The sequence below is a fragment of the Bacillus sp. PK3_68 genome (assembly GCF_003600835.1).
Classification (GTDB): Bacteria; Bacillota; Bacilli; order Bacillales; family Domibacillaceae; genus Pseudobacillus.
The window spans coordinates 3,177,906-3,197,500 of record NZ_NQYC01000001.1 but is presented as its reverse complement, the minus strand read 5'-3'; the positions used below and the strand labels follow the sequence as shown (position 1 = coordinate 3,197,500).

The window sequence follows — 19,595 nt, the reverse complement described above, 5'->3', positions numbered from 1 at the left end:
TGCCTTCTCCTACCCTATGTATTCAGGTAGGGATACTGTTCCATTACGAACAGTGGGTTTCCCCATTCGGAAATCTCCGGATCAACGCTTACTTACAGCTTCCCGGAGCATATCGGAGTTAGTCCCGTCCTTCTTCGGCTCCTAGTGCCAAGGCATCCACCGTGCGCCCTTTCTAACTTAACCTAAAATGGCGATTACTCGGTTATTGCTTGGTTACTTTTATACGATATTATCCAGTTTTCAAAGAACAAAGTTGCTTACCTATAGAGAAGGAATTCATCCTTCAAAACTGAACAAAAAACAATGCCGTTAATTCGTTTGTGAGAACAGCGTTCTCTGTTGCTACTACGTGCGGCTAAAAGCCTGACACGGTTCACAATTTCCTTAGAAAGGAGGTGATCCAGCCGCACCTTCCGATACGGCTACCTTGTTACGACTTCACCCCAATCATCTGCCCCACCTTAGGCGGCTGGCTCCCGTAAGGGTTACCCCACCGACTTCGGGTGTTGCAAACTCTCGTGGTGTGACGGGCGGTGTGTACAAGGCCCGGGAACGTATTCACCGCGGCATGCTGATCCGCGATTACTAGCGATTCCGGCTTCATGCAGGCGAGTTGCAGCCTGCAATCCGAACTGAGAATGGTTTTATGGGATTGGCTAAACCTTGCGGTCTTGCAGCCCTTTGTACCATCCATTGTAGCACGTGTGTAGCCCAGGTCATAAGGGGCATGATGATTTGACGTCATCCCCACCTTCCTCCGGTTTGTCACCGGCAGTCACCTTAGAGTGCCCAACTGAATGCTGGCAACTAAGATCAAGGGTTGCGCTCGTTGCGGGACTTAACCCAACATCTCACGACACGAGCTGACGACAACCATGCACCACCTGTCACCGCTGTCCCCGAAGGGAAAGATCTGTCTCCAGACCGGTCAGCGGGATGTCAAGACCTGGTAAGGTTCTTCGCGTTGCTTCGAATTAAACCACATGCTCCACCGCTTGTGCGGGCCCCCGTCAATTCCTTTGAGTTTCAGCCTTGCGGCCGTACTCCCCAGGCGGAGTGCTTAATGCGTTAGCTGCAGCACTGAAGGGCGGAAACCCTCCAACACTTAGCACTCATCGTTTACGGCGTGGACTACCAGGGTATCTAATCCTGTTCGCTCCCCACGCTTTCGCGCCTCAGCGTCAGTTACAGACCAGAGAGCCGCCTTCGCCACTGGTGTTCCTCCACATCTCTACGCATTTCACCGCTACACGTGGAATTCCGCTCTCCTCTTCTGCACTCAAGCCTCCCAGTTTCCAATGACCCTCCACGGTTGAGCCGTGGGCTTTCACATCAGACTTAAGAAGCCGCCTGCGCGCGCTTTACGCCCAATAATTCCGGACAACGCTTGCCACCTACGTATTACCGCGGCTGCTGGCACGTAGTTAGCCGTGGCTTTCTGGTCAGGTACCGTCAAGGTACCAACAGTTACTTTGGTACTTGTTCTTCCCTGACAACAGAGCTTTACGATCCGAAAACCTTCTTCACTCACGCGGCGTTGCTCCGTCAGACTTTCGTCCATTGCGGAAGATTCCCTACTGCTGCCTCCCGTAGGAGTCTGGGCCGTGTCTCAGTCCCAGTGTGGCCGATCACCCTCTCAGGTCGGCTACGCATCGTCGCCTTGGTGAGCCGTTACCTCACCAACTAGCTAATGCGCCGCGGGTCCATCTGTAAGTGACAGCTAAAAGCCGCCTTTCCATTCTTCTTCATGCGAAGAAAAAGAATATCCGGTATTAGCCCCGGTTTCCCGGAGTTATCCCAGTCTTACAGGCAGGTTACCCACGTGTTACTCACCCGTCCGCCGCTAACTTGAACAGAGCAAGCTCCGTCAAGTCCGCTCGACTTGCATGTATTAGGCACGCCGCCAGCGTTCGTCCTGAGCCAGGATCAAACTCTCCAAAAAGATTGTTTGACTTGCTCATGTTTTAAAAATAAGAATTAACTTACTGGCATGTATTTTGTTCAGTTTTCAAAGATCAATTTTAACCGCTGCTCAATAGCAACTTTATTATCTTACCACATTCACTTCTTCTTGTCAAAGTTTTTTAAAACTTTTTTCTGAGAAGTTATCATGCTGTGTCCCTGTGGATTTTCAGTTACTTCCATTGGCGACTCTTAATACTATACCAGCTCTATTAAACATCGTCAACATTTTTTAAAAATAAATTTACTCTCTCTTATACTTAACCATTCTCAGATACATGACATCACTCTTTTCCATAAGGTTAGAGTTGTTTCTTCCCCAAAAAACAAAAGCACTTCGGACATTTTGTCCGAAGTGCAGCTAAGGTATCAAATGACAAAGAAATATCCAAATATCTGTTGCCTTTGTAAGCAGGCGGCTTGTGACCACTAATATCTCCAAGCTCACACAAAGAAAACACACAAATTTACTTCCTTCTCATTTGTATAGTTTGCTTAAACTTATTCCCACTCAATTGTAGCAGGCGGCTTGCTCGTAACATCATACACCACGCGGTTAACATGTGGGACTTCGTTAACGATACGCGTTGAAATCTTTTCAAGCACATCCCAAGGAATTCTTGCCCAGTCAGAAGTCATGCCATCAATAGACGTAACTGCGCGAATACCAATTGTATAATCGTACGTGCGGGCATCGCCCATTACTCCTACACTGCGGATGTCCGGCAGCACAGTGAAGTATTGCCAAATCTCCCTTTCAAGACCGTTCAGGCGTACTTCTTCACGTAAGATCGCATCAGATTCACGTACAATCTCGAGCTTCTCTTCAGTAATTTCACCAAGAACACGAATACCTAGTCCAGGTCCTGGGAATGGCTGCCGCCAAACAATGTGATCTGGAATACCAAGCTCTGTTCCAAGAGCGCGAACCTCGTCTTTGAATAAGGTATTTAAAGGCTCAATCAATTTAAATTGCATGTCCTCAGGCAGTCCGCCAACATTATGGTGAGACTTGATTGTTTGCGCTGTTGCTGTACCACTCTCAATAATGTCTGTATAAAGGGTACCTTGAGCTAAAAACTCAATGCCTTCCAGCTTAGTAGCTTCATCATCGAATACATAAATAAATTCATTACCAATGATTTTACGCTTTTGTTCAGGGTCGGACACACCTTTTAATTTATTCAGGAAGCGGTCCTTAGCATCCACTTTAATAACGTTCATATGAAAACCTTGAGCGAATGTTTCCATAACGCTGTCGGCTTCGCCTTTTCGCAACAGTCCATGATCCACAAAAATACATGTTAACTGATCGCCAATGGCTTTATGAATCAGCACAGCTACGACAGAAGAGTCCACACCACCGCTTAGTGCGCAGAGTACTTTCTTATCGCCGACTACCTGACGAATTTTCTCCATTTCGACTTCAATAAAGTTCTCCATCGACCAGTCGCCACTGCAACCGCATGCTTCAAACACAAAATTTTTCAAAAGCTCAATGCCGTATACGGAGTGCTTCACTTCCGGATGGAATTGCACGGCGTAAAGCTTCTTCTCTTCATTGCTCATCGAAGCGATCGGGCAAGAAGGGTTCACGGCATCAACCGAAAAGCCTTCAGGTGCAGCTGTAACTAAATCACCATGGCTCATCCAGACAACTTGTTCTGCTGGCAGTCCTTTATAGAGTGCAGTTTCATTTTTCACTTGAATGGCTGCTTTTCCATACTCACGGTGTGAAGCAGGCTCTACTTTGCCGCCAAAATGTTTCGTCATTAACTGCATGCCATAACAAATACCAAAAATCGGGATATTTAATTCGAAGATTTTTTCATCACAATGAAATGCGTTTTCTGAGTAAACGCTATTTGGTCCGCCGGAAAAGATAATGCCTTTCGGGTTCATTTCCTTTACTTCTTCTGCAGTGATTGTATGCGGATGAAGCTCGCTATACACACCAAACTCCCGAATACGACGGGTGATTAATTGATTGTATTGACTGCCAAAATCTAAAACAAGGATCATTTCCTGGTTATGTAATTCCGGTTTTCCTGCCACTCTTTCCACTCCTCTATTGTGCAATAAGATACTGCTCGATGTACATAAAATAAAAACTAGAATCCTTTCAGCGCTGAAAGCAGAATTCTAGTTGTTTACAAAAAGAATCTGCCCTCATAGTCCAATCATTTACGGTGATTTAGTAGAAACTTTCGACCCATATTGTCGAAAATATATGAAGGAGAAATCGATTATTCGAGCTAATTTGACCTCATTTTATATCTATCAACCACAGCGGTCAAGCTGTTCTGTTGTTAATTAAATATTCAGTAAAAAACACACTTAGGATGTAACCGCTTTTGTGGCTCCCCGATTCCAACTGATTAAAAAGGTCCTTTAAACAGATGGGCACATTGATTCTTCTGCATTGATTGCAGTCAAAATAAGATCGAGAACCACGAGGTCCCTAACACTCCAGATTAGCAATTACCGAAGAACAATCTCCTCGCCAAATGCTTCTGTTCCATATTCTCTAACGGGCCAGAGCCAACGCCGTATCCCGCAAGACCACTAAAATAGTGGTCACCCTAAAGAGAAACACTGCCTTCTTTTGATAAAATAACTTTTTCACTTATTGTGGTCATTGCTTTATAGTTCATTAAAGCCAAGATCGATAAAAGAAGCAGCGGTTTGTTTATGATGGCAGCTGTAATAAATAGCTCGGCAAGTACAAAAGAATAAAAAAAACATTCTTCCATAGCAGCTGCATAACAGATTGGGTCGATACATCTATTAGGGTGCCCAAAATTAAATTTCCAAGCATAGAAGAAACAATCATTGCATAATAATCTACAAGCCATTCATCTGACTTGTTTTAATTATTATACTATAACGAAAAGCCAGGACTCCTCTATGGATGCCTACATCAAATCCAGAAGGAAGAGCCTGGCTTTTATTCATTCTTTAATTTACTTTTACAGGTACATGGTTCAGCAAACTGATTGTTGTTTCTCTAATGAGCTTAGGCAAAACACCAAACGAGTATGGCTTATAGACTCTTTCCGTCCACTTATGACCATCTTTTCCGTATACGCCCATATTAATAGAAGGGATGTTTAAGCGGCGGATCTCTTCGACCGGAAGCGTGTACAGCCCACCGAGACTCGGCAAGTTATTTAATAAGCTCTGTAACTCTTCATTCGTTTCATGAATGGATAGATAACTGCCGTCCGCTAAGTAAGGGAAGAATTTCTTCACTTCAAAATTCTCACCGCTCTCCTGCTTGGCCTCAGCTAAAACATTTTTTATCGTTTTCAAAATAGCTTGTTCCGCAGGATTATCTTCTCTCAAAAAGTTATGCGGTAAGTATGGAGGAGCAAAGAACAAGACCACTCGCGGCTTCTTTTTAGGGTCCAGTTCATTCAGCACTTCCACAATCTTGAAGGAAATCATTCTTACATCAAGCATCTTATGCTCTTCCGTCACTTTTGCGCACACTTTCTCTACATCAATTCCCCTATTTTTTAAATCTCGGCTATACTCCTCAAGTGACACCACCTCGATATCCCAGTTTAAATTTTTCCGGGGCAGGCCTGAACGGTTCAAGTATTCTTCATATTGGTTCGACAAATATTGTGTAATTTCCTGACAGGCCTCAGCAGTAATTTGGCGAAGCTTTTTCATCACATCAGCCGCAGAATCACGATATAAGAAGTAATTGAAATATAAATAGCTGCTCGTTGCTGTTTGTACATTGTATGTGAACTTATTATCTCGCTGGAAGAGACATGTTGGCGGCAGCACCATTTCATCAGGAATGTTTTCACACAGCTCCACATTATTGTGAATTCTTCTCGTTAGTTCAGCCGCAATGAAATTCGGGTCTACCCCTTGCAACGTGTCTCCTACATGTGCTTCTCTTCCATAAATATAAAAGCTCGGCAGTATTTTCCCGGCTGCCCCTGTGTAAATGTATCTCGTTGTGTCGCCATCATACTGCGGAGTGATAAAATCATTGTTAATAGCGGCTACGTACTCTAAACCCCATTCGTTTTTCAGTCTCTCAAGTTCAAAAACCGCACTTTTCACGCCGGCGTGCTGGCTTTCTTCATCAGGATTAAACATGACAAGCAGGTTTCCTGGAAGCTCCTCTCGATGTTCTGAAAAGTAAAGAAGATTGGCTAAATGAACCGCTGCTCCACTTTGCATATCAACCGATCCGCGCCCAAACATCCAGTCTCCGGAACAGGCATCTGCCTGAACATCCGGGTTTTGCTCAAATTCTTTGAAGAAATCTTGCAGATAATCCGGATCAAATGCATGGGCACGCAACGCACCAAAATCCTCAATCCCCACTGTATCAATATGAGCATGGTGAATAATGGTTTGTTTGGCATTCACTCCACCTTTGATAAAAGCGAAGACATTCTTCCTATTTAGTGCATCATCAACGGCTGTCTGTTCCCAAACAAGCGCTGGATTCTGCTGAAAATATGGATAAGAACGCAAAATACCTAAGATCGCATCTGCCACTGCTACTTCACCATTCTCTGAACCATTCACACTAGGAATACCCACTAACGTTTTAGTTAATTTTTCTACCTGTTCTTCTATAGATAAATGTTTTAATTCACCATACATAACGATCAACCTCTCTCTGATGTTTTCAAAGCCCGTATTGCTTTTAATTACTTTCCTACAAGGACTTTATAGTTCTATGCTGAACGTCTCTTTTGCTTATTCTGACCTTTTTTAATATATCGCTGAATATAATCTTTTGTAACCTCTTTTACTTCTCCACTTAAGAATAACAGAGCCACTATATTTGGTAAAACAATCATGGCGAGCATTAAATCAAGGAACTGCCAAATAACCTTTAATCCCCCTACCGCTCCGGCAAGAATAGCAGCTAAATAAACAAAACGCATAATCTTGGAAAACTTTAGACCAAATAAATATTCTGCCTGTTTTTCTCCATAAAACACGATGACTACAACCGTTGAAAGCACAAAGAAGAATAAGCAGATGGAAATAAGTGTTCCAGCGATGCCTTCTCCCACCACATTAGACAGGGCTGTTACAACCATTGTAGATGCTTTATCTGCCGGAACTTCCTGCCAGGCACCAGATGTTAAAACAACTAAAGCTGTCATTGTACAAACGACAAGTGTATCAATAATGACTTCAAAGATGCCCCACAAACCTTGCTTAGCTGGATGTTCTGTTTTCGCTGCTGCATGGGCAATTGAAGCCGTCCCCATCCCTGCTTCATTTGAATAAATTCCACGGGCCAGCCCCCAGCGGATTGCAGCTGCCACTCCAGCACCCGCGAATCCTCCAGCAGCTGAGATAGGCGTAAAAGCAGATTTAAATATTAATGTGAAGGCAGCAGGAATTTCAGTTACATTAGCACCTAACACAATAAAAGCGCTTACTAAATAAACACCAACCATTAAAGGGATAAACTTTTCTGTAACAGAACCGATACGTTTAATCCCACCGAGTGTAACTAATCCTACTAATAGGAGGACAATAACCCCCGTTACAATTGGCGGAAGGTTAAATGCAGATTCAACTGTTTGAGACAAGGAATTTGATTGAACCATCGTACTTGCCATAATTTCAAGCATTAAGAAGAAGGCAAAGAACATAGCTACAGGCTTCCAACCGAGACCTTTCTCAATATAATGCATGGGCCCGCCAGTCCATTCTCCCTCTTCGTTTTTTGTGCGATACTTTACTCCAAGCACTACTTCAGAATATTTAGAGGCCATTCCAATCATGGCTACAACCCACATCCAGAAAACAGCTCCTGGCCCTCCTAAAGCGATCGCTACTGGAACACCCACTATATTAGCTGCCCCTATTGTAGAAGCAAGAGCAGAGGTCGTTGCTTGAAAAGGAGTAACCGAGCCCGGCGCATCATTCTTTACAAACATTTTCCCAAATGTTTCTTTCAACACATGTGGAAGATAACGAAACTGAAAAAAACCTAAACGGACCGTTAAAAAAAGGCCTCCTCCCAAAAGCAATAACATCATCGGAAGACCCCAAATCCAATTTGTCACTAAAGCTACTAGTTCTTCAAAGTTCTTCATATCGTGCCCCCTAGCAATAATCTATGTTGTCAATTTTTATTCACCCTCTTCTCCTTCCCTCTTGAAAATAATAGGTAAAAAGAGATAAATGATGAATATATATCCAATTATAGAATATTTATTACAGAAAGAAAGCGCTTTTATTTTTTGCGCAAAATGCGCTTGCGGTATAGAATTCAAAACCAACATTCTTCTCGCTCTCCTCCTAAATAAGGATAGCCCCTTACAGCGCTTGAAATGAAAAAGCATTGGAGAATTAATTCTCCAATGCTTTTTAGCTTTATTTCCAAAAGTCATCAAAAATGTTAATCGGCAAATGCCGCTTATGTTGTGAATTCAAATATAATTGTTCAATCCGCTCTCTGGCCGCTTCTGGCACCTCTTTTCCTTCCAGATAATCATCAATGTATTCATATGATACACCGAGAGCCGTTTCATCAGGAAGCAGCGGGCGCTCATCCTCCAAATCAGCTGTCGGCACTTTGGTATATAAGTGCTCTGGACAATTCAAAGCTTTGAGCATTTGTCGGCCCTGCCTCTTATTTAAACGATAGAGCGGAACAAGGTCAGCTCCGCCATCACCATATTTAGTGAAGAAACCAGTAATTGCCTCAGCCGCATGGTCAGTCCCAAGAACGACACTATGTCTCATAGCAGCAACGCTATACTGGGCTTTCATCCGCTCACGGGCTTTTTCATTTCCTTTTGCAAAATCAGACAGCTCGATCCCCGCTGCCTTTAACGCTTGTTCACTTGCGTCTACCGCCGGCTTAATATTGATAGCAAGAATTTCGTCAGGTTGGATAAAATCAAGGGCATCTTGACAATCATCCTCATCTTTTTGAACACCGCTTGGAAGCCGCACGGCATAAAACTTGTACTCGTCCGAGCCCGTCTCCTTTTTCAACTCATCAACCGCCATCTGTGCTAATTTTCCAGCCAGCGTAGAATCTTGTCCTCCTGAAATGCCAAGGACGAAGCCTTTTAGAAAAGAATACTTTCGTAAATATGCTTTCATAAAATCAATACTTTTTCTAATTTCTTCCTGCGGATCAATGACCGGCTTTACTTTCAATTCTTCGATAATCTTCTTTTGTAAATCTGTCACTCTTTTCTCTCCTCCTCAAGTTGACCCTGTTTCAGTCTTTTTTCTGTTTTTTCCTTCACTTCTTGAATAAGCTCCATTTTATTATTCCAGCATTTTTCACTCAAGTCGACTGGATAAGCTTCCGGATTTAAAATTCGTTTGTACTCATCCCACAGAAGATCCAGATTGCTCTGCAAATACTGGCGGATACTAGTTAGCTCTGGAAGTTCATAGACAAGTTCACCATTTAGAAAAATGTCTTCATGCAAATCCCGCGCTTCAAAATTAGTGACGAACTTAGAGATATACGTATGTACAGGATGGAACATTTTGATCTTCTCCTGTTCATACGGCTTTTCTTCTTCAAGGGCAATATAGTCCCCCTCCGACTTGCCACTCACCCGGCTGATAATCCGGTATACGCGTTTTTTCCCTGGAGTGGACACTTTCTCAGGATTGCCGGAGATTTTAATGGTATCTTCCATTTTCTTGTTCTCATTTTCAATGGATACTAGTTTGTAGACTGCTCCTAGAGCCGGCTGGTCAAAAGCTGTAATTACTTTTGTACCGATCCCCCACGTATCAATTTTAGCTTCCTGTGCCTTCAAGTTTAAAATGGTATGTTCATCCAAATCATTAGAAGCAACTATTTTTGTATGCTGGAAACCGGCATCATCTAGCTGCTTTCTTGCTTCTTTCGATAAATAAGCGAGATCCCCACTATCGAGACGGATGCCTGCAAAGTGAATTTGACTGCCCATCTCCTTTGCCACTCGAATAGCATTGGGTACGCCCGATTTTAGCGTATCGTAAGTATCAACTAGAAACACACAGTTTTTATGGGATTCTGCATATTTACGAAAAGCGGTATATTCATCACGATAAGCTTGAACCATTGAATGCGCATGGGTGCCTGCCAGCGGAATGCCAAACAGCTTGCCGGCACGCACATTGCTTGTAGCATCAAATCCGGCAATATATGTGGCACGCGTTCCCCAAACGGCAGCATCCATTTCCTGCGCCCGCCTTGTACCGAATTCCATCACTACATCATTACCACATACGGTTTTGATTCGGGCGGCCTTTGTTGCAATCAATGTTTGAAAGTTAATGATATTTAATAAGGCAGTTTCGATTAACTGTGCTTCAATAAGTGGGGCTTCCACTCGAATGAGTGGTTCATTGGCAAACACAATCTCTCCTTCCTTCATGGAGCGGAGGCTGCCTGTAAACTTTAATTTTTGTAAATACTGAAGAAATGCCTCCTCATATTCCCCAATGCTGCGCAAATAAGCAATATCACTGTCCGTAAATTGAAGGTCTCTCAGATAAGCAATCACACGCTCTAATCCTGCAAATACAGCATACCCATTTTCAAATGGCATTTTTCTAAAAAACAAATCAAATAATGCCTTTCTTTCATGAGTGCCATCTTTCCAATAAGTATAAGCCATATTAATTTGATACAGATCTGTATGCAACGATAAACTGTCATCTGTAAATGGACTAGTCAAATTCATCTCCCCTTTATCCGTTATGTTACCACGTTTTCCGCTTCTTCAATCTTTATACCGCCCTTTTCCGCCTTTCATTTGTCAGCCGTCCCAAACATTGATATTCTTGAAAGCAATACTTCATACTTTTTTTATTCAGCTTCACCTGAATAAGTCTCTCCCAAAGAAAAATGGGTATAAGACTAGTACAAAAACTAAAGGGAGAAGAGAATCAACATGAATGAAAAGCTACTAATATGCTGGAACGGGCTGGAAGAAGGCTCTGGAGGCGAAAAATTCATTGAGCAGCTAAAACAATCATTCCAAGATAAAAAAGTAAAGCAATTAATTAAACATGCCAAAAGCCTTTATAAAACAGACTTGCCTGAACTACAACCACCTGCCTATTCTTTTTCCGTTATACATGATAATCTGCCAATGGATGGAGATTCTGATTTTAACCCGGTCGAAACCGACGGATTTGTTATATACGAAGGAAAAGGAAAGGATTATAAAGAGTTCTTAATCGCTGTAAATACAATATTGTCCCTTATTCAACTGTCGACTGAGAAGTGTATTTTTATTATTAAAATCGCCGCTGAACTTAAATATGTAAATAGAGAAGTAGGTACAAGATTCATTGATGATCTCGCTAAAGAGGTATTTCTATATTCAAAGAAGAAAAAATAAAACGATTCCGGTCACTAGGCCGGAATCGTTTTATTTTCATGAGAAGGCTCTGGTTTTGCCTGGAAGCCAGGTGCTAAGACTTCTCGAAAGATAAATTATTCAGCTTCTGCTGCTTCCGCATTTTCATCCGTGCGATGTGTATAATCGTAATCGGAAGGATTTACGGGCTGGAAGCCATTTGGAGTGTAAAAGCGGAGTAAATCTTCATTCAGCACTTTATCTGAGAGCCGAAGCTTTTTCTCCACGATTTCTGCCTCTTTCTTTATTTCGTCTGTTGCTTCTATTTCTTCTCCAGTAGCTGTGTTGTAATATTTATCTTTAATAGACGTTACATCCTTGCTGATAAAGTCTCCATTACGGAATGGAACGACTCCATTATGATGCGGTGACAATAAGTCCGTCCCCATCTGCACATATTGTTTCGTATCAATTCCTAGCAAATGAAGGACCGTCGGCAGCAGGTCAACCTGTCCACCATATTGATGCTGCACTCCGCCTTTAACGCCAGGTACATGAATAAACAATGGCACTCTTTGCAGCTGAGCATTTTCAAATTTATCTACTTCTTTATTCATTACAATAGACATGGCTTTATTATGGTTATCAGAAATACCATAGTGATCACCGTACATAATAATTACGGAATTATCATATAGCCCCGATTTTTTCAGGTAATCAATAAACCCTTTTACTGATTCATCCAAGTATCTGGCTGTTTGGAAGTAACCATCAACCGAACGATCTCCCGTGTGATGAGGTTCAATCGTTGCTTCCTCTTGATTCATCGGAAACGGGAAGTGGTTCGACAATGTGATAAACTTCGCGTAAAATGGCTGTTTCAATGTTTGGAGCAACGGGATAGATTCCTCGAAGAACGGCTTGTCCTTCAACCCGTAATTCAATACATCTTCCTCGTTCATATCATAATAACTGGAGTCAAAAAATTTGTTAAATCCTAATGATTTATAAATTTCATCACGGTTCCAGAAAGATTTTTTATTGCCATGGAATACCGCAGACGTATATCCCTGCTGTCCTAAGATCGCTGGTGCTGCCTGGTACGTGTTATGCCCTTTCATAGAAAAAGCTGATCCTTGCGGCAGTCCGAACAACGAATTTTCTAGCATAAACTCAGCATCTGACGTTTTTCCCTGCCCTGTTTGATGGAAGAAGTTATCAAAGTAAAATGTATTTTGATCATGGGCCAGTGAATTTAGAAACGGAGTTACCTCTTTTCCATTCAGCTTGTAATCAACGATAAAGTTTTGCAGAGATTCCAAGTGAATGTAAATGACATTCTTTCCTTTCGCCTTGCCAAAATATTGCGGATTCGGCTCTGCATAAAGCGACTTCGTAAAGTTAACCACTTCTGTAGTGTCACTGCTATCAGCTAATGCTCTCTGCGTGGACGCTTTAGAGCTTTGGACCGCATCATAAATTGTATAGTTGTACATTCCTAAATATTTCACAAGATAGTTACGGTCAAATGTTCTTGTTAGCAGCTGCGGCCGATCCGATTCAGCAAGTCCAAGGTTGACTACGAAAAGGATAACAGCCGTTAAAAAAACGGCCCCTACTTGGCGGCTCTTTAATCTCACCGGTTCAGGCTTCACATACTTAGAGAACATAAGCACAATTAAAATAATCGTATCAAGAAAATAAATAAAGTCATACGGATTTAGCAAAGCCCCAATGCTTTTCCCCAAATCGCCGGCATTATCCGTCTGGGTAAGTGTCGGTAGCGTAATAAAATCAGTAAAGAAACGATAGTATACAATATTGGCATAAAGCAGAAAAGATAATAAGAAATCAATGACAATCATCCATATAAAGGATCTTCTCCCTTTTGCAAAAAGAGCAAAAGCTAGAAAGAGTACAGCAGAGCTTATCGGATTAATAAATAACAAGAATTTCTGCATGACATTATCAATGCCAAGATCAAACTCTATTTGATACGCTGCATATGTTTTCAGCCAAAGGAGAATGACTGCCAATGAAAAGAAAACCATCGGCTTGCTAAGAGAAAACAAATTCTTATTTATTGCTTTCTTCACTTCATTTTCACCCCTGTTCTATCTAAATATCATTATATAATATGCACTATGTTAGTCGAAACTTTGGCTCACGAAATAAAAATGAACATAATAAATAATAGGGACAGTGGGTGAAAAAGTCAACTATGACGTACATGGAAATGACCTGACCCCTTTTACTTTTTCTTCATTTTCTCACTTGTTTTAACAGCTGCCTATTAAAAAATAAACCTTTTTAATTTTGAGAGATTCCTACTCTCGCAAGGTAAAAAAGAGCCCACCACTCTTCCTTGCTTGGCCTCCCTTCTTCTGGAAATGACTCTTATGTTTGTCTTTACTTTTCTTTTGATCTTTTAAAGATCCCCCAAATAAGAATGAGAAATAAGTAGTAACCAAAGAAAGAATAACCGTGATTCCATCCATTGCTATGCTTAAATACTCCCCATAATTCTGATGCTTTCTCAACCACTGGCATGATTAAGCTGACAAACAAGATAAAAAAAGCTCTTCCCCATTTTCTCATTTTATTCATCAGGAACAGGAACAACCCAGTAAAAAGCGGTAGAACAAAAAGAGTAAAGGCTACGTTTATAGGAAAAATGTCAGGAAAAGGACGAAGTGGAAATTCATATAGATTTCTTCCAACAAAGTAAAGATCGAGATAAGTGCCCATCCATGATGCAGCAATCACAGCCGGAAAATACGGAGCCGCCTTAAGTAAAAATGGCCTTTTTCGCAATAGCTGCCAACTCAAGCCTTTCAAGTGTTTTACAGTATTCATTCATAATCTCTCCATCTATCATTTCATTTTCTTTTCGCAAGTAGGCAATTACATCTATACAATCAAACCAATCTCCTACCTCCGCCGGGGAATGTTCAGCATTTTTCCAGGCAAATTCAAGCTTAGGGCTATATAGTCGGGGCTCTCCTTTTCTCAATTGACAGCCCTTCAACCTTTTTGTCAGTCTTGCTCCTGGTATTCCTTCGTTAATATCATTAAAAATGTGCGGCCAATAATCCTTCCGCGTACCGGTATGACGGTTGCGAATCGCCCAATCAAACATCTTTCCGAGTAGGGTTTTATCTTGAAAAAGCAAACGATATAAGCGCTTTCCTATCCTAATCCGTTCATGTAAAGAATCGAAGTGATGAAGCGTTACACCTACAAGTGCGGCTTTCTCTACTGACGATCCATCCATATAAAAAGGAAAGAGAAGATGATTAAAAGAAAAAAGATCTTGCACTGCAAACTCTAATGTTTGAAAGACCTGCTTTTGAAATAATGACTTCTGCATAACTCTTTTTTCTAGATAGTTTTGTTCATTTACGATGAGAGCAACAGCAAGAAGGACGCGATCCTCCTTTTTCCAATAATGATTCCAGACTACCTCCATAAATACAGATACGTTCAAGTACGGCAGCAGATAAAACATATTTTTATTTTCCCTTTTGCTTTCCATAAATAATAAAAGCTGCGGATAGGCATCCTGAAAAATAAGCCAGTTGCCCCTTTCCAAAAAACTAAAAAACATATGTCTTTTCTCTTTATTAAGAAGACGGGCATGCAGCTCTCCTTGTAAATCCGTCATGTTCCATCCCCCATTTCTGGATACCATATGTCCGAGGAATGCCCAATGGATTTCTGGATACAGACAGTAAAAGTCCAGATAAGCTTTCGTTCTTGTAATGTTATTGGCATTCAACTGGGACGTTTTCAAGCGGATTTTCTGTAAAAGCTGCTGATCCTTCCTCGGCAGGCTCACCTCACCAGGCATCGGAACCTCTTTAAGCCTTGTCTTTAAATCTTTCCTAAGATCAACAAGATTTGCCGGCAGCGACGGTTTCTCCTCCTGCTTCTTTGAGAAAAAAATGATCGGTCACCTCCGTAATTATTCAGTTCTAAAGAATTCTTTTTTTATAGACGAATATGTATAGAGAAAACTGCTCTTATGTGAGGGGGATGGCACTTTGATGAAGTCTCAGACAAAAGACTTAATCCGTCCAATTGTTGACCGGCTCAAACAATCCCAAACACCCGATGGTTCATGGGATTATCCCTTTGAAACTGGCATCTCAACCGATGCCTACATGATTATTTTATTAAGGACATTAGAAATAAATGATGAAGACTTAATTCGTGGATTAGCCAATCGGATCATGAGCAAACAAGAAGATAATGGAGCCTGGAAGCTTTTTCATGATGAGAAGGATGGGAATGTCACAATAACTGTTGAAGCCTACTATGCTCTGCTTTATTCCGGTTATTATCAAAAAGAAGATCAACGGCTGCAAGCAGCAAAACAATTCATCCTCGCAAAAGGCGGAATCGAAAAATCACACATGCTGACGAAGACCATGCTGGCTTTAACCGGTCAATATCGGTGGCCTTCTTGCTTTCCAATTCCAATTGAACTAGTTCTTCTACCGTTGTCTTTTCCGATCAACCTCTATGATTTCTCTGTATTTGGCCGAGCCAACCTCATACCTATCATGATTTTATCAAACAAAAAATACAGTAAAAGAACAAAGAAGAGTCCAGATCTTTCCGACTTATTTACTTCCAGATCCGATGGTTCTTTCCATTGGCCGGAAACACGTGGAACCAAAAAACTTTGTTCGATGGTTGAACAGGAAGTAAAGCGTCTAATCGGCTTTCCTCACTATATACGCTCCTTAGCTATGCAAAGGGCCAAACAATACATGATTGATCACATTGAACCGGACGGAACGCTTTACAGTTATTTCAGCTCTACCTTCCTCATGATATTTGCCTTGCTGTCTCTTGGGCATAAGAAGGAGGAGTCGGTTATTATAGAGGCGATCAATGGCTTACACGCAATGAAATGTACAATTAACGGCCACCCTCACATTCAGTACACAACAGCAACCGTGTGGAATACCGCTTTGATTAGCTATGCTCTGCAAGAAGCTGGTGTTCCCTCATCTGACTTGACCATTAAAAAGGCGAGTAAATACTTAATCAGGCGCCAGCAATATAAATACGGCGACTGGGCGTTTCATAACCCCCAAGCTTTTCCCGGCGGTTGGGGATTTTCAGACATCAACACAATGAACCCCGACGTAGATGATACAACCGCCGCCTTAAGAGCGCTCTCGCGACTCGTGAAACGTTCCTCTACTGTCCGTCAAGCATGGGAAAAAGGCGTTCAGTGGACCGCATCGATGCAAAATAAGGATGGCGGCTGGCCTGCTTTTGAAAAAAACACAGACAAAAAATTATTGAATCTGCTGCCGATTGAAGGTGGCCGCTTTCTGCTAACCGACCCGAGCAGTGCAGACCTGACCGGAAGGACCCTTGAGTTTCTTGGCAGCTATACAAATTTACGCAAAAACCACCATCTAATCAAACGAGGAGTGGACTGGCTTTTACATCATCAGGAAGAAGACGGCTCGTGGTATGGCCGGTGGGGAATCTGCTATATTTATGGCACGTGGGCAGCTGTTACCGGAATGTCGGCTGTCGGGATAAGTCCCCATACCTCTTCTATTCAGAAGGCGGTCAACTGGCTATGCCGGATTCAAAACAAGGATGGCGGCTGGGGCGAGTCTTGCGTAAGTGACAGCGAAAACACATACATTCCTCTGCACGCAAGCACTTTAACCCATACATCCTGGGCTCTGGATGCCCTCATTTCAACCGCTGACCAGCCCACACCGGAAATCCAGGCTGGAGTCTCTTACCTGCTCGCTTCTTATGATAAAAGGGACTGGACAATGGATTACCCTGCCGGACAGGGAATGGCTGGCAGCTTCTACATTCACTACCATGGTTATCGCTATATCTTTCCTCTTTTGGCTTTGGCCCATTATAAAAGAAAATTTGAGTGATCGAGGTAAAGAGATCCATACACTTTTCAACCATGTAGGGCTGTCTCTTTGCAGAGACAGCCCTTTTCTAATTAATCTAATAAACGATTATTTTCATCAACAGACATGATTCTGGCGGAATCATAGCTGTTCTCTGCGCTAATGTGTCCTGTTCCTCGACAAACACTGCAATTATATTGCCATCCTTCATCATCGGAAAGCATGCCAGTTCCCTCGCATGCTCTGCATGTATTTTCTCTGTCTACCATTTTCATCCCTCCATAGAGTTTCTAGACGCTGATTTATTCTGACAGAAGCTATACACTTTTCCTCTGCCTTGCTTTCACCCAGTTGATCATTCCGCCTTTCAGCATCACTTCAACCTGGCGCTCAGACAGCGAATGTTTCACATGTATAAGCTGAGTGTTGCCTTTTACATTAATAGTAAACTCATTCCCTTGCTGAATTTTGTTCCTTAACTCTGAAAGCTGTAAAACATCTCCCTGGTTGAGACTGTCGTAGTCTTCTTCATGTATGAACGTAAGTGGCAAAATGCCAAAGTTTACAAGGTTTTGCCAGTGTATTCTGGCGAAGTCTTTCACTAGGGCAACCCTTAAGCCGAGATATCTCGGGGCAAGGGCCGCATGTTCACGGCTTGACCCCTGGCCATAGTTCATTCCACCTACAATGGCATGCCCGCCGCTTGCAATCGTTTCCTTCCCGCGCGTGTAATATGTTTTATCGATAATCTCAAAAGAAAACTTGCTGATTTCCGGAAGGTTGCTTCTATAAGGAAGAACACGAGCTCCTCCAGCTAAAATTTCATCTGTGGAAATATTGTCACCCATCTTTAAGAGAATAGGTAGTTCCATCTCGTCAGGCATCTCATCCATTTCTGGAATAGAGGCAATATTCGGCCCCTTGTGCAGCTGTATATTCCTTGCTTCTTCATACGGCAGCGGTTGCTCCAGCAAATTAATATCTACCGTTGGCTTTTCTGGCTCTTTTATCTTCGGGTACGGAAAATCAAGCGTGCGCGGATCGGTAATTTCTCCTGTTAAGGCAGATGCCGCAGCAGTTTCGGGACTACATAAATAAACGCTGTCTTCTCTCGTTCCGGAGCGACCAGGAAAGTTACGGGGCGTTGTGCGCAAGCTGTTGCGTCCTGTTGCCGGGGCCTGTCCCATTCCAATACAACCGTTGCAGCCTGCCTGATGCAGACGTGCTCCTGATTGTAAAAGACTGGCGATATGGCTTTCCTTCACTAGATCTGTTAGCATTTGTCTTGAGGTCGGGTTGACGTCAAAGGAAATCCCTTCTGCTACTTCCTTTCCTTTAACAATTTCAGCGGCGATCGCAAAGTCCCGAAAACCCGGATTGGCTGATGAGCCGATATAAGACTGATAAATAGGCGTACCGGCGACTTCTGATACAGGCACAACATTGCCCGGACTTGAAGGCTTAGCGATGAGCGGTTCCACTTGTGCTAGATCCATTTCTTCATCTATGTCATAAGCAGCGCTCTCATCAGCCATTAACTCGATCCAATCTTCTCCCCGTCCCTGCTCTTTTAAAAATCGTTTAATTTCTTCATCCGATGGAAAAACCGTCCCGGTAGCCCCTAGTTCTGCTCCCATATTCGCAATCACGTGACGATCCATGGCACTGAGCGTTGCGACTCCCGGTCCATAATACTCAATGACTCTTCCGACGCCGCCCTTCACGCCATGTCGGCGCAGCAACTCTAAAATGACGTCCTTAGCGCTCACCCAGTCATTTAACTTTCCAGTCAGCTTAATTCCCCACACTTGAGGCATTTTCACGTAAAAAGGCTCGCCTGCAATCGCTAAAGCGACATCAAGTCCACCGGCTCCCATCGCTAGCATTCCCATACATCCGTTCGCACACGTATGGCTGTCCGATCCCAGAAGGGTCTTTCCCGGTTTAGCAAGCCGCTGCATATGCACAGGATGACTCACTCCGTTCCCCGGGCGGCTGTAATATAATCCGAAGCGCCGAGTAGCGCTTTGTAAAAACAAGTGGTCGTCTGGATTTTTGCTATCTACTTGAATTAAATTGTGGTCCACATACTGAGCGGATGCTTCAGTTTTTGCCCGCTCAAGCCCCATAGCCTCTAACTCCAGCATAACCATTGTTCCAGTCGCATCCTGAGTCAGTGTTTGATCAATTTTCAATCCAATTTCTGTTCCTGGAATCATTTCACCAGAAAGAAGATGCCCTTTTATCAGCTTTTGAGTAATATTTAGTGGCATGTCACTCTCTCCTGTCCATAGATTTCCTTGCTTTTATGTACCTTCCTTTACTTTTATATAGCGTGGTCCGCCCGAGAAAAAATATACATATGATTTGCTCAATAAAAGGGAATGAATAAGGCCTTTGAAGAGACAAA

General features: G+C 42.6%; 13 protein-coding genes, 2 rRNA genes and 1 riboswitch (1 of these 16 only partly in view). Of the genes, 2 read left to right on the top strand and 13 right to left on the bottom strand.

What is annotated here, in order from left to right; all coding sequences use genetic code 11:
• From CJ483_RS16200 to CJ483_RS16170, 8 genes are all read right to left on the bottom strand, one after another.
• Nucleotides 1-183 (bottom strand): 23S ribosomal RNA (locus CJ483_RS16200); it reaches 2,748 nt to the left of the window's first position.
• A gap of 205 nt (nt 184-388) precedes the next feature.
• Nucleotides 389-1,942 (bottom strand): 16S ribosomal RNA (locus tag CJ483_RS16195).
• Together the 16S and 23S rRNA genes form the textbook arrangement of a ribosomal RNA operon.
• Nucleotides 1,943-2,463: 521 nt before the next feature.
• Entirely contained in the window at nt 2,464-3,984 is a 1,521-nt protein-coding gene (gene guaA, locus CJ483_RS16190; protein ID WP_182917167.1) for a glutamine-hydrolyzing GMP synthase, read from the bottom strand.
• A 130-nt stretch (nt 3,985-4,114) separates the two neighbouring features.
• A riboswitch (purine riboswitch) is annotated at nt 4,115-4,216 on the bottom strand.
• 704 nt (nt 4,217-4,920) lie between these two features.
• Nucleotides 4,921-6,597: a M20/M25/M40 family metallo-hydrolase gene (locus CJ483_RS16185; RefSeq protein ID WP_120036167.1), complete on the bottom strand. Its 1,677-nt coding sequence runs from the start codon at nt 6,595-6,597 to the stop codon at nt 4,921-4,923.
• Between the two features lie 74 nt (nt 6,598-6,671).
• A complete protein-coding gene (locus CJ483_RS16180) occupies nt 6,672-8,054 on the bottom strand; it encodes an alanine/glycine:cation symporter family protein (protein WP_120036166.1) in 1,383 nt (460 codons plus the stop codon).
• Between the two features lie 36 nt (nt 8,055-8,090).
• Nucleotides 8,091-8,243 (bottom strand): hypothetical protein, encoded by a 153-nt coding sequence (locus CJ483_RS24610; RefSeq protein ID WP_182917084.1) that lies wholly within the window; start codon nt 8,241-8,243, stop codon nt 8,091-8,093.
• 91 nt (nt 8,244-8,334) lie between these two features.
• On the bottom strand, nt 8,335-9,162 hold the full coding sequence (gene nadE / locus CJ483_RS16175) for an ammonia-dependent NAD(+) synthetase (RefSeq protein WP_120036165.1): 828 nt from the start codon (nt 9,160-9,162) through the stop codon (nt 8,335-8,337).
• Complete coding sequence (locus CJ483_RS16170; protein WP_445324333.1) at nt 9,159-10,595, bottom strand: nicotinate phosphoribosyltransferase; 1,437 nt, start codon at nt 10,593-10,595, stop codon at nt 9,159-9,161. Before CJ483_RS16170 ends, nadE begins: the two co-directional genes overlap by 4 nt.
• A gap of 276 nt (nt 10,596-10,871) precedes the next feature.
• Between CJ483_RS16170 and CJ483_RS16165 the strand changes: the two genes are divergently transcribed.
• Nucleotides 10,872-11,324, top strand: a complete 453-nt coding sequence (locus tag CJ483_RS16165) for a hypothetical protein (protein ID WP_120036163.1) — start codon at nt 10,872-10,874, stop codon at nt 11,322-11,324.
• Between the two features lie 95 nt (nt 11,325-11,419).
• Here the strand turns inward: CJ483_RS16165 and ltaS are convergent, their stop codons facing one another.
• The 3 genes from ltaS to CJ483_RS16150 all read right to left on the bottom strand — a co-directional run bounded on the left by ltaS (nt 11,420) and on the right by CJ483_RS16150 (nt 15,228).
• Nucleotides 11,420-13,333 carry a lipoteichoic acid synthase gene (gene ltaS, locus CJ483_RS16160; protein ID WP_120038090.1) on the bottom strand — a complete coding sequence of 638 codons (1,914 nt, stop codon included), beginning with the start codon at nt 13,331-13,333 and terminating at the stop codon, nt 11,420-11,422.
• A 358-nt stretch (nt 13,334-13,691) separates the two neighbouring features.
• Nucleotides 13,692-14,138 (bottom strand): CBO0543 family protein, encoded by a 447-nt coding sequence (locus tag CJ483_RS16155; RefSeq protein ID WP_259455686.1) that lies wholly within the window; start codon nt 14,136-14,138, stop codon nt 13,692-13,694.
• On the bottom strand, nt 14,071-15,228 hold the full coding sequence (locus CJ483_RS16150; protein ID WP_120036162.1) for a DUF2515 family protein: 1,158 nt from the start codon (nt 15,226-15,228) through the stop codon (nt 14,071-14,073). The genes CJ483_RS16155 and CJ483_RS16150 overlap by 68 nt, the downstream gene beginning before the upstream one ends.
• A 100-nt stretch (nt 15,229-15,328) precedes the next feature.
• Here CJ483_RS16150 and shc point away from each other — a divergent pair, with 100 nt between their 5' ends.
• Nucleotides 15,329-17,206: a squalene--hopene cyclase gene (shc, locus tag CJ483_RS16145; protein WP_120038087.1), complete on the top strand. Its 1,878-nt coding sequence runs from the start codon at nt 15,329-15,331 to the stop codon at nt 17,204-17,206.
• A gap of 71 nt (nt 17,207-17,277) precedes the next feature.
• Here shc and CJ483_RS24605 read toward each other — a convergent pair whose 3' ends face one another.
• The gene (locus CJ483_RS24605) at nt 17,278-17,454 is read right to left on the bottom strand and encodes a hypothetical protein (RefSeq protein WP_182917083.1); all 177 of its coding nucleotides are present in this window, start codon (nt 17,452-17,454) and stop codon (nt 17,278-17,280) included.
• A 48-nt stretch (nt 17,455-17,502) separates the two neighbouring features.
• On the bottom strand, nt 17,503-19,458 hold the full coding sequence (locus CJ483_RS16140; RefSeq protein WP_120036161.1) for an aconitate hydratase: 1,956 nt from the start codon (nt 19,456-19,458) through the stop codon (nt 17,503-17,505).
• Nucleotides 19,459-19,595: the final 137 nt, after the last annotated feature.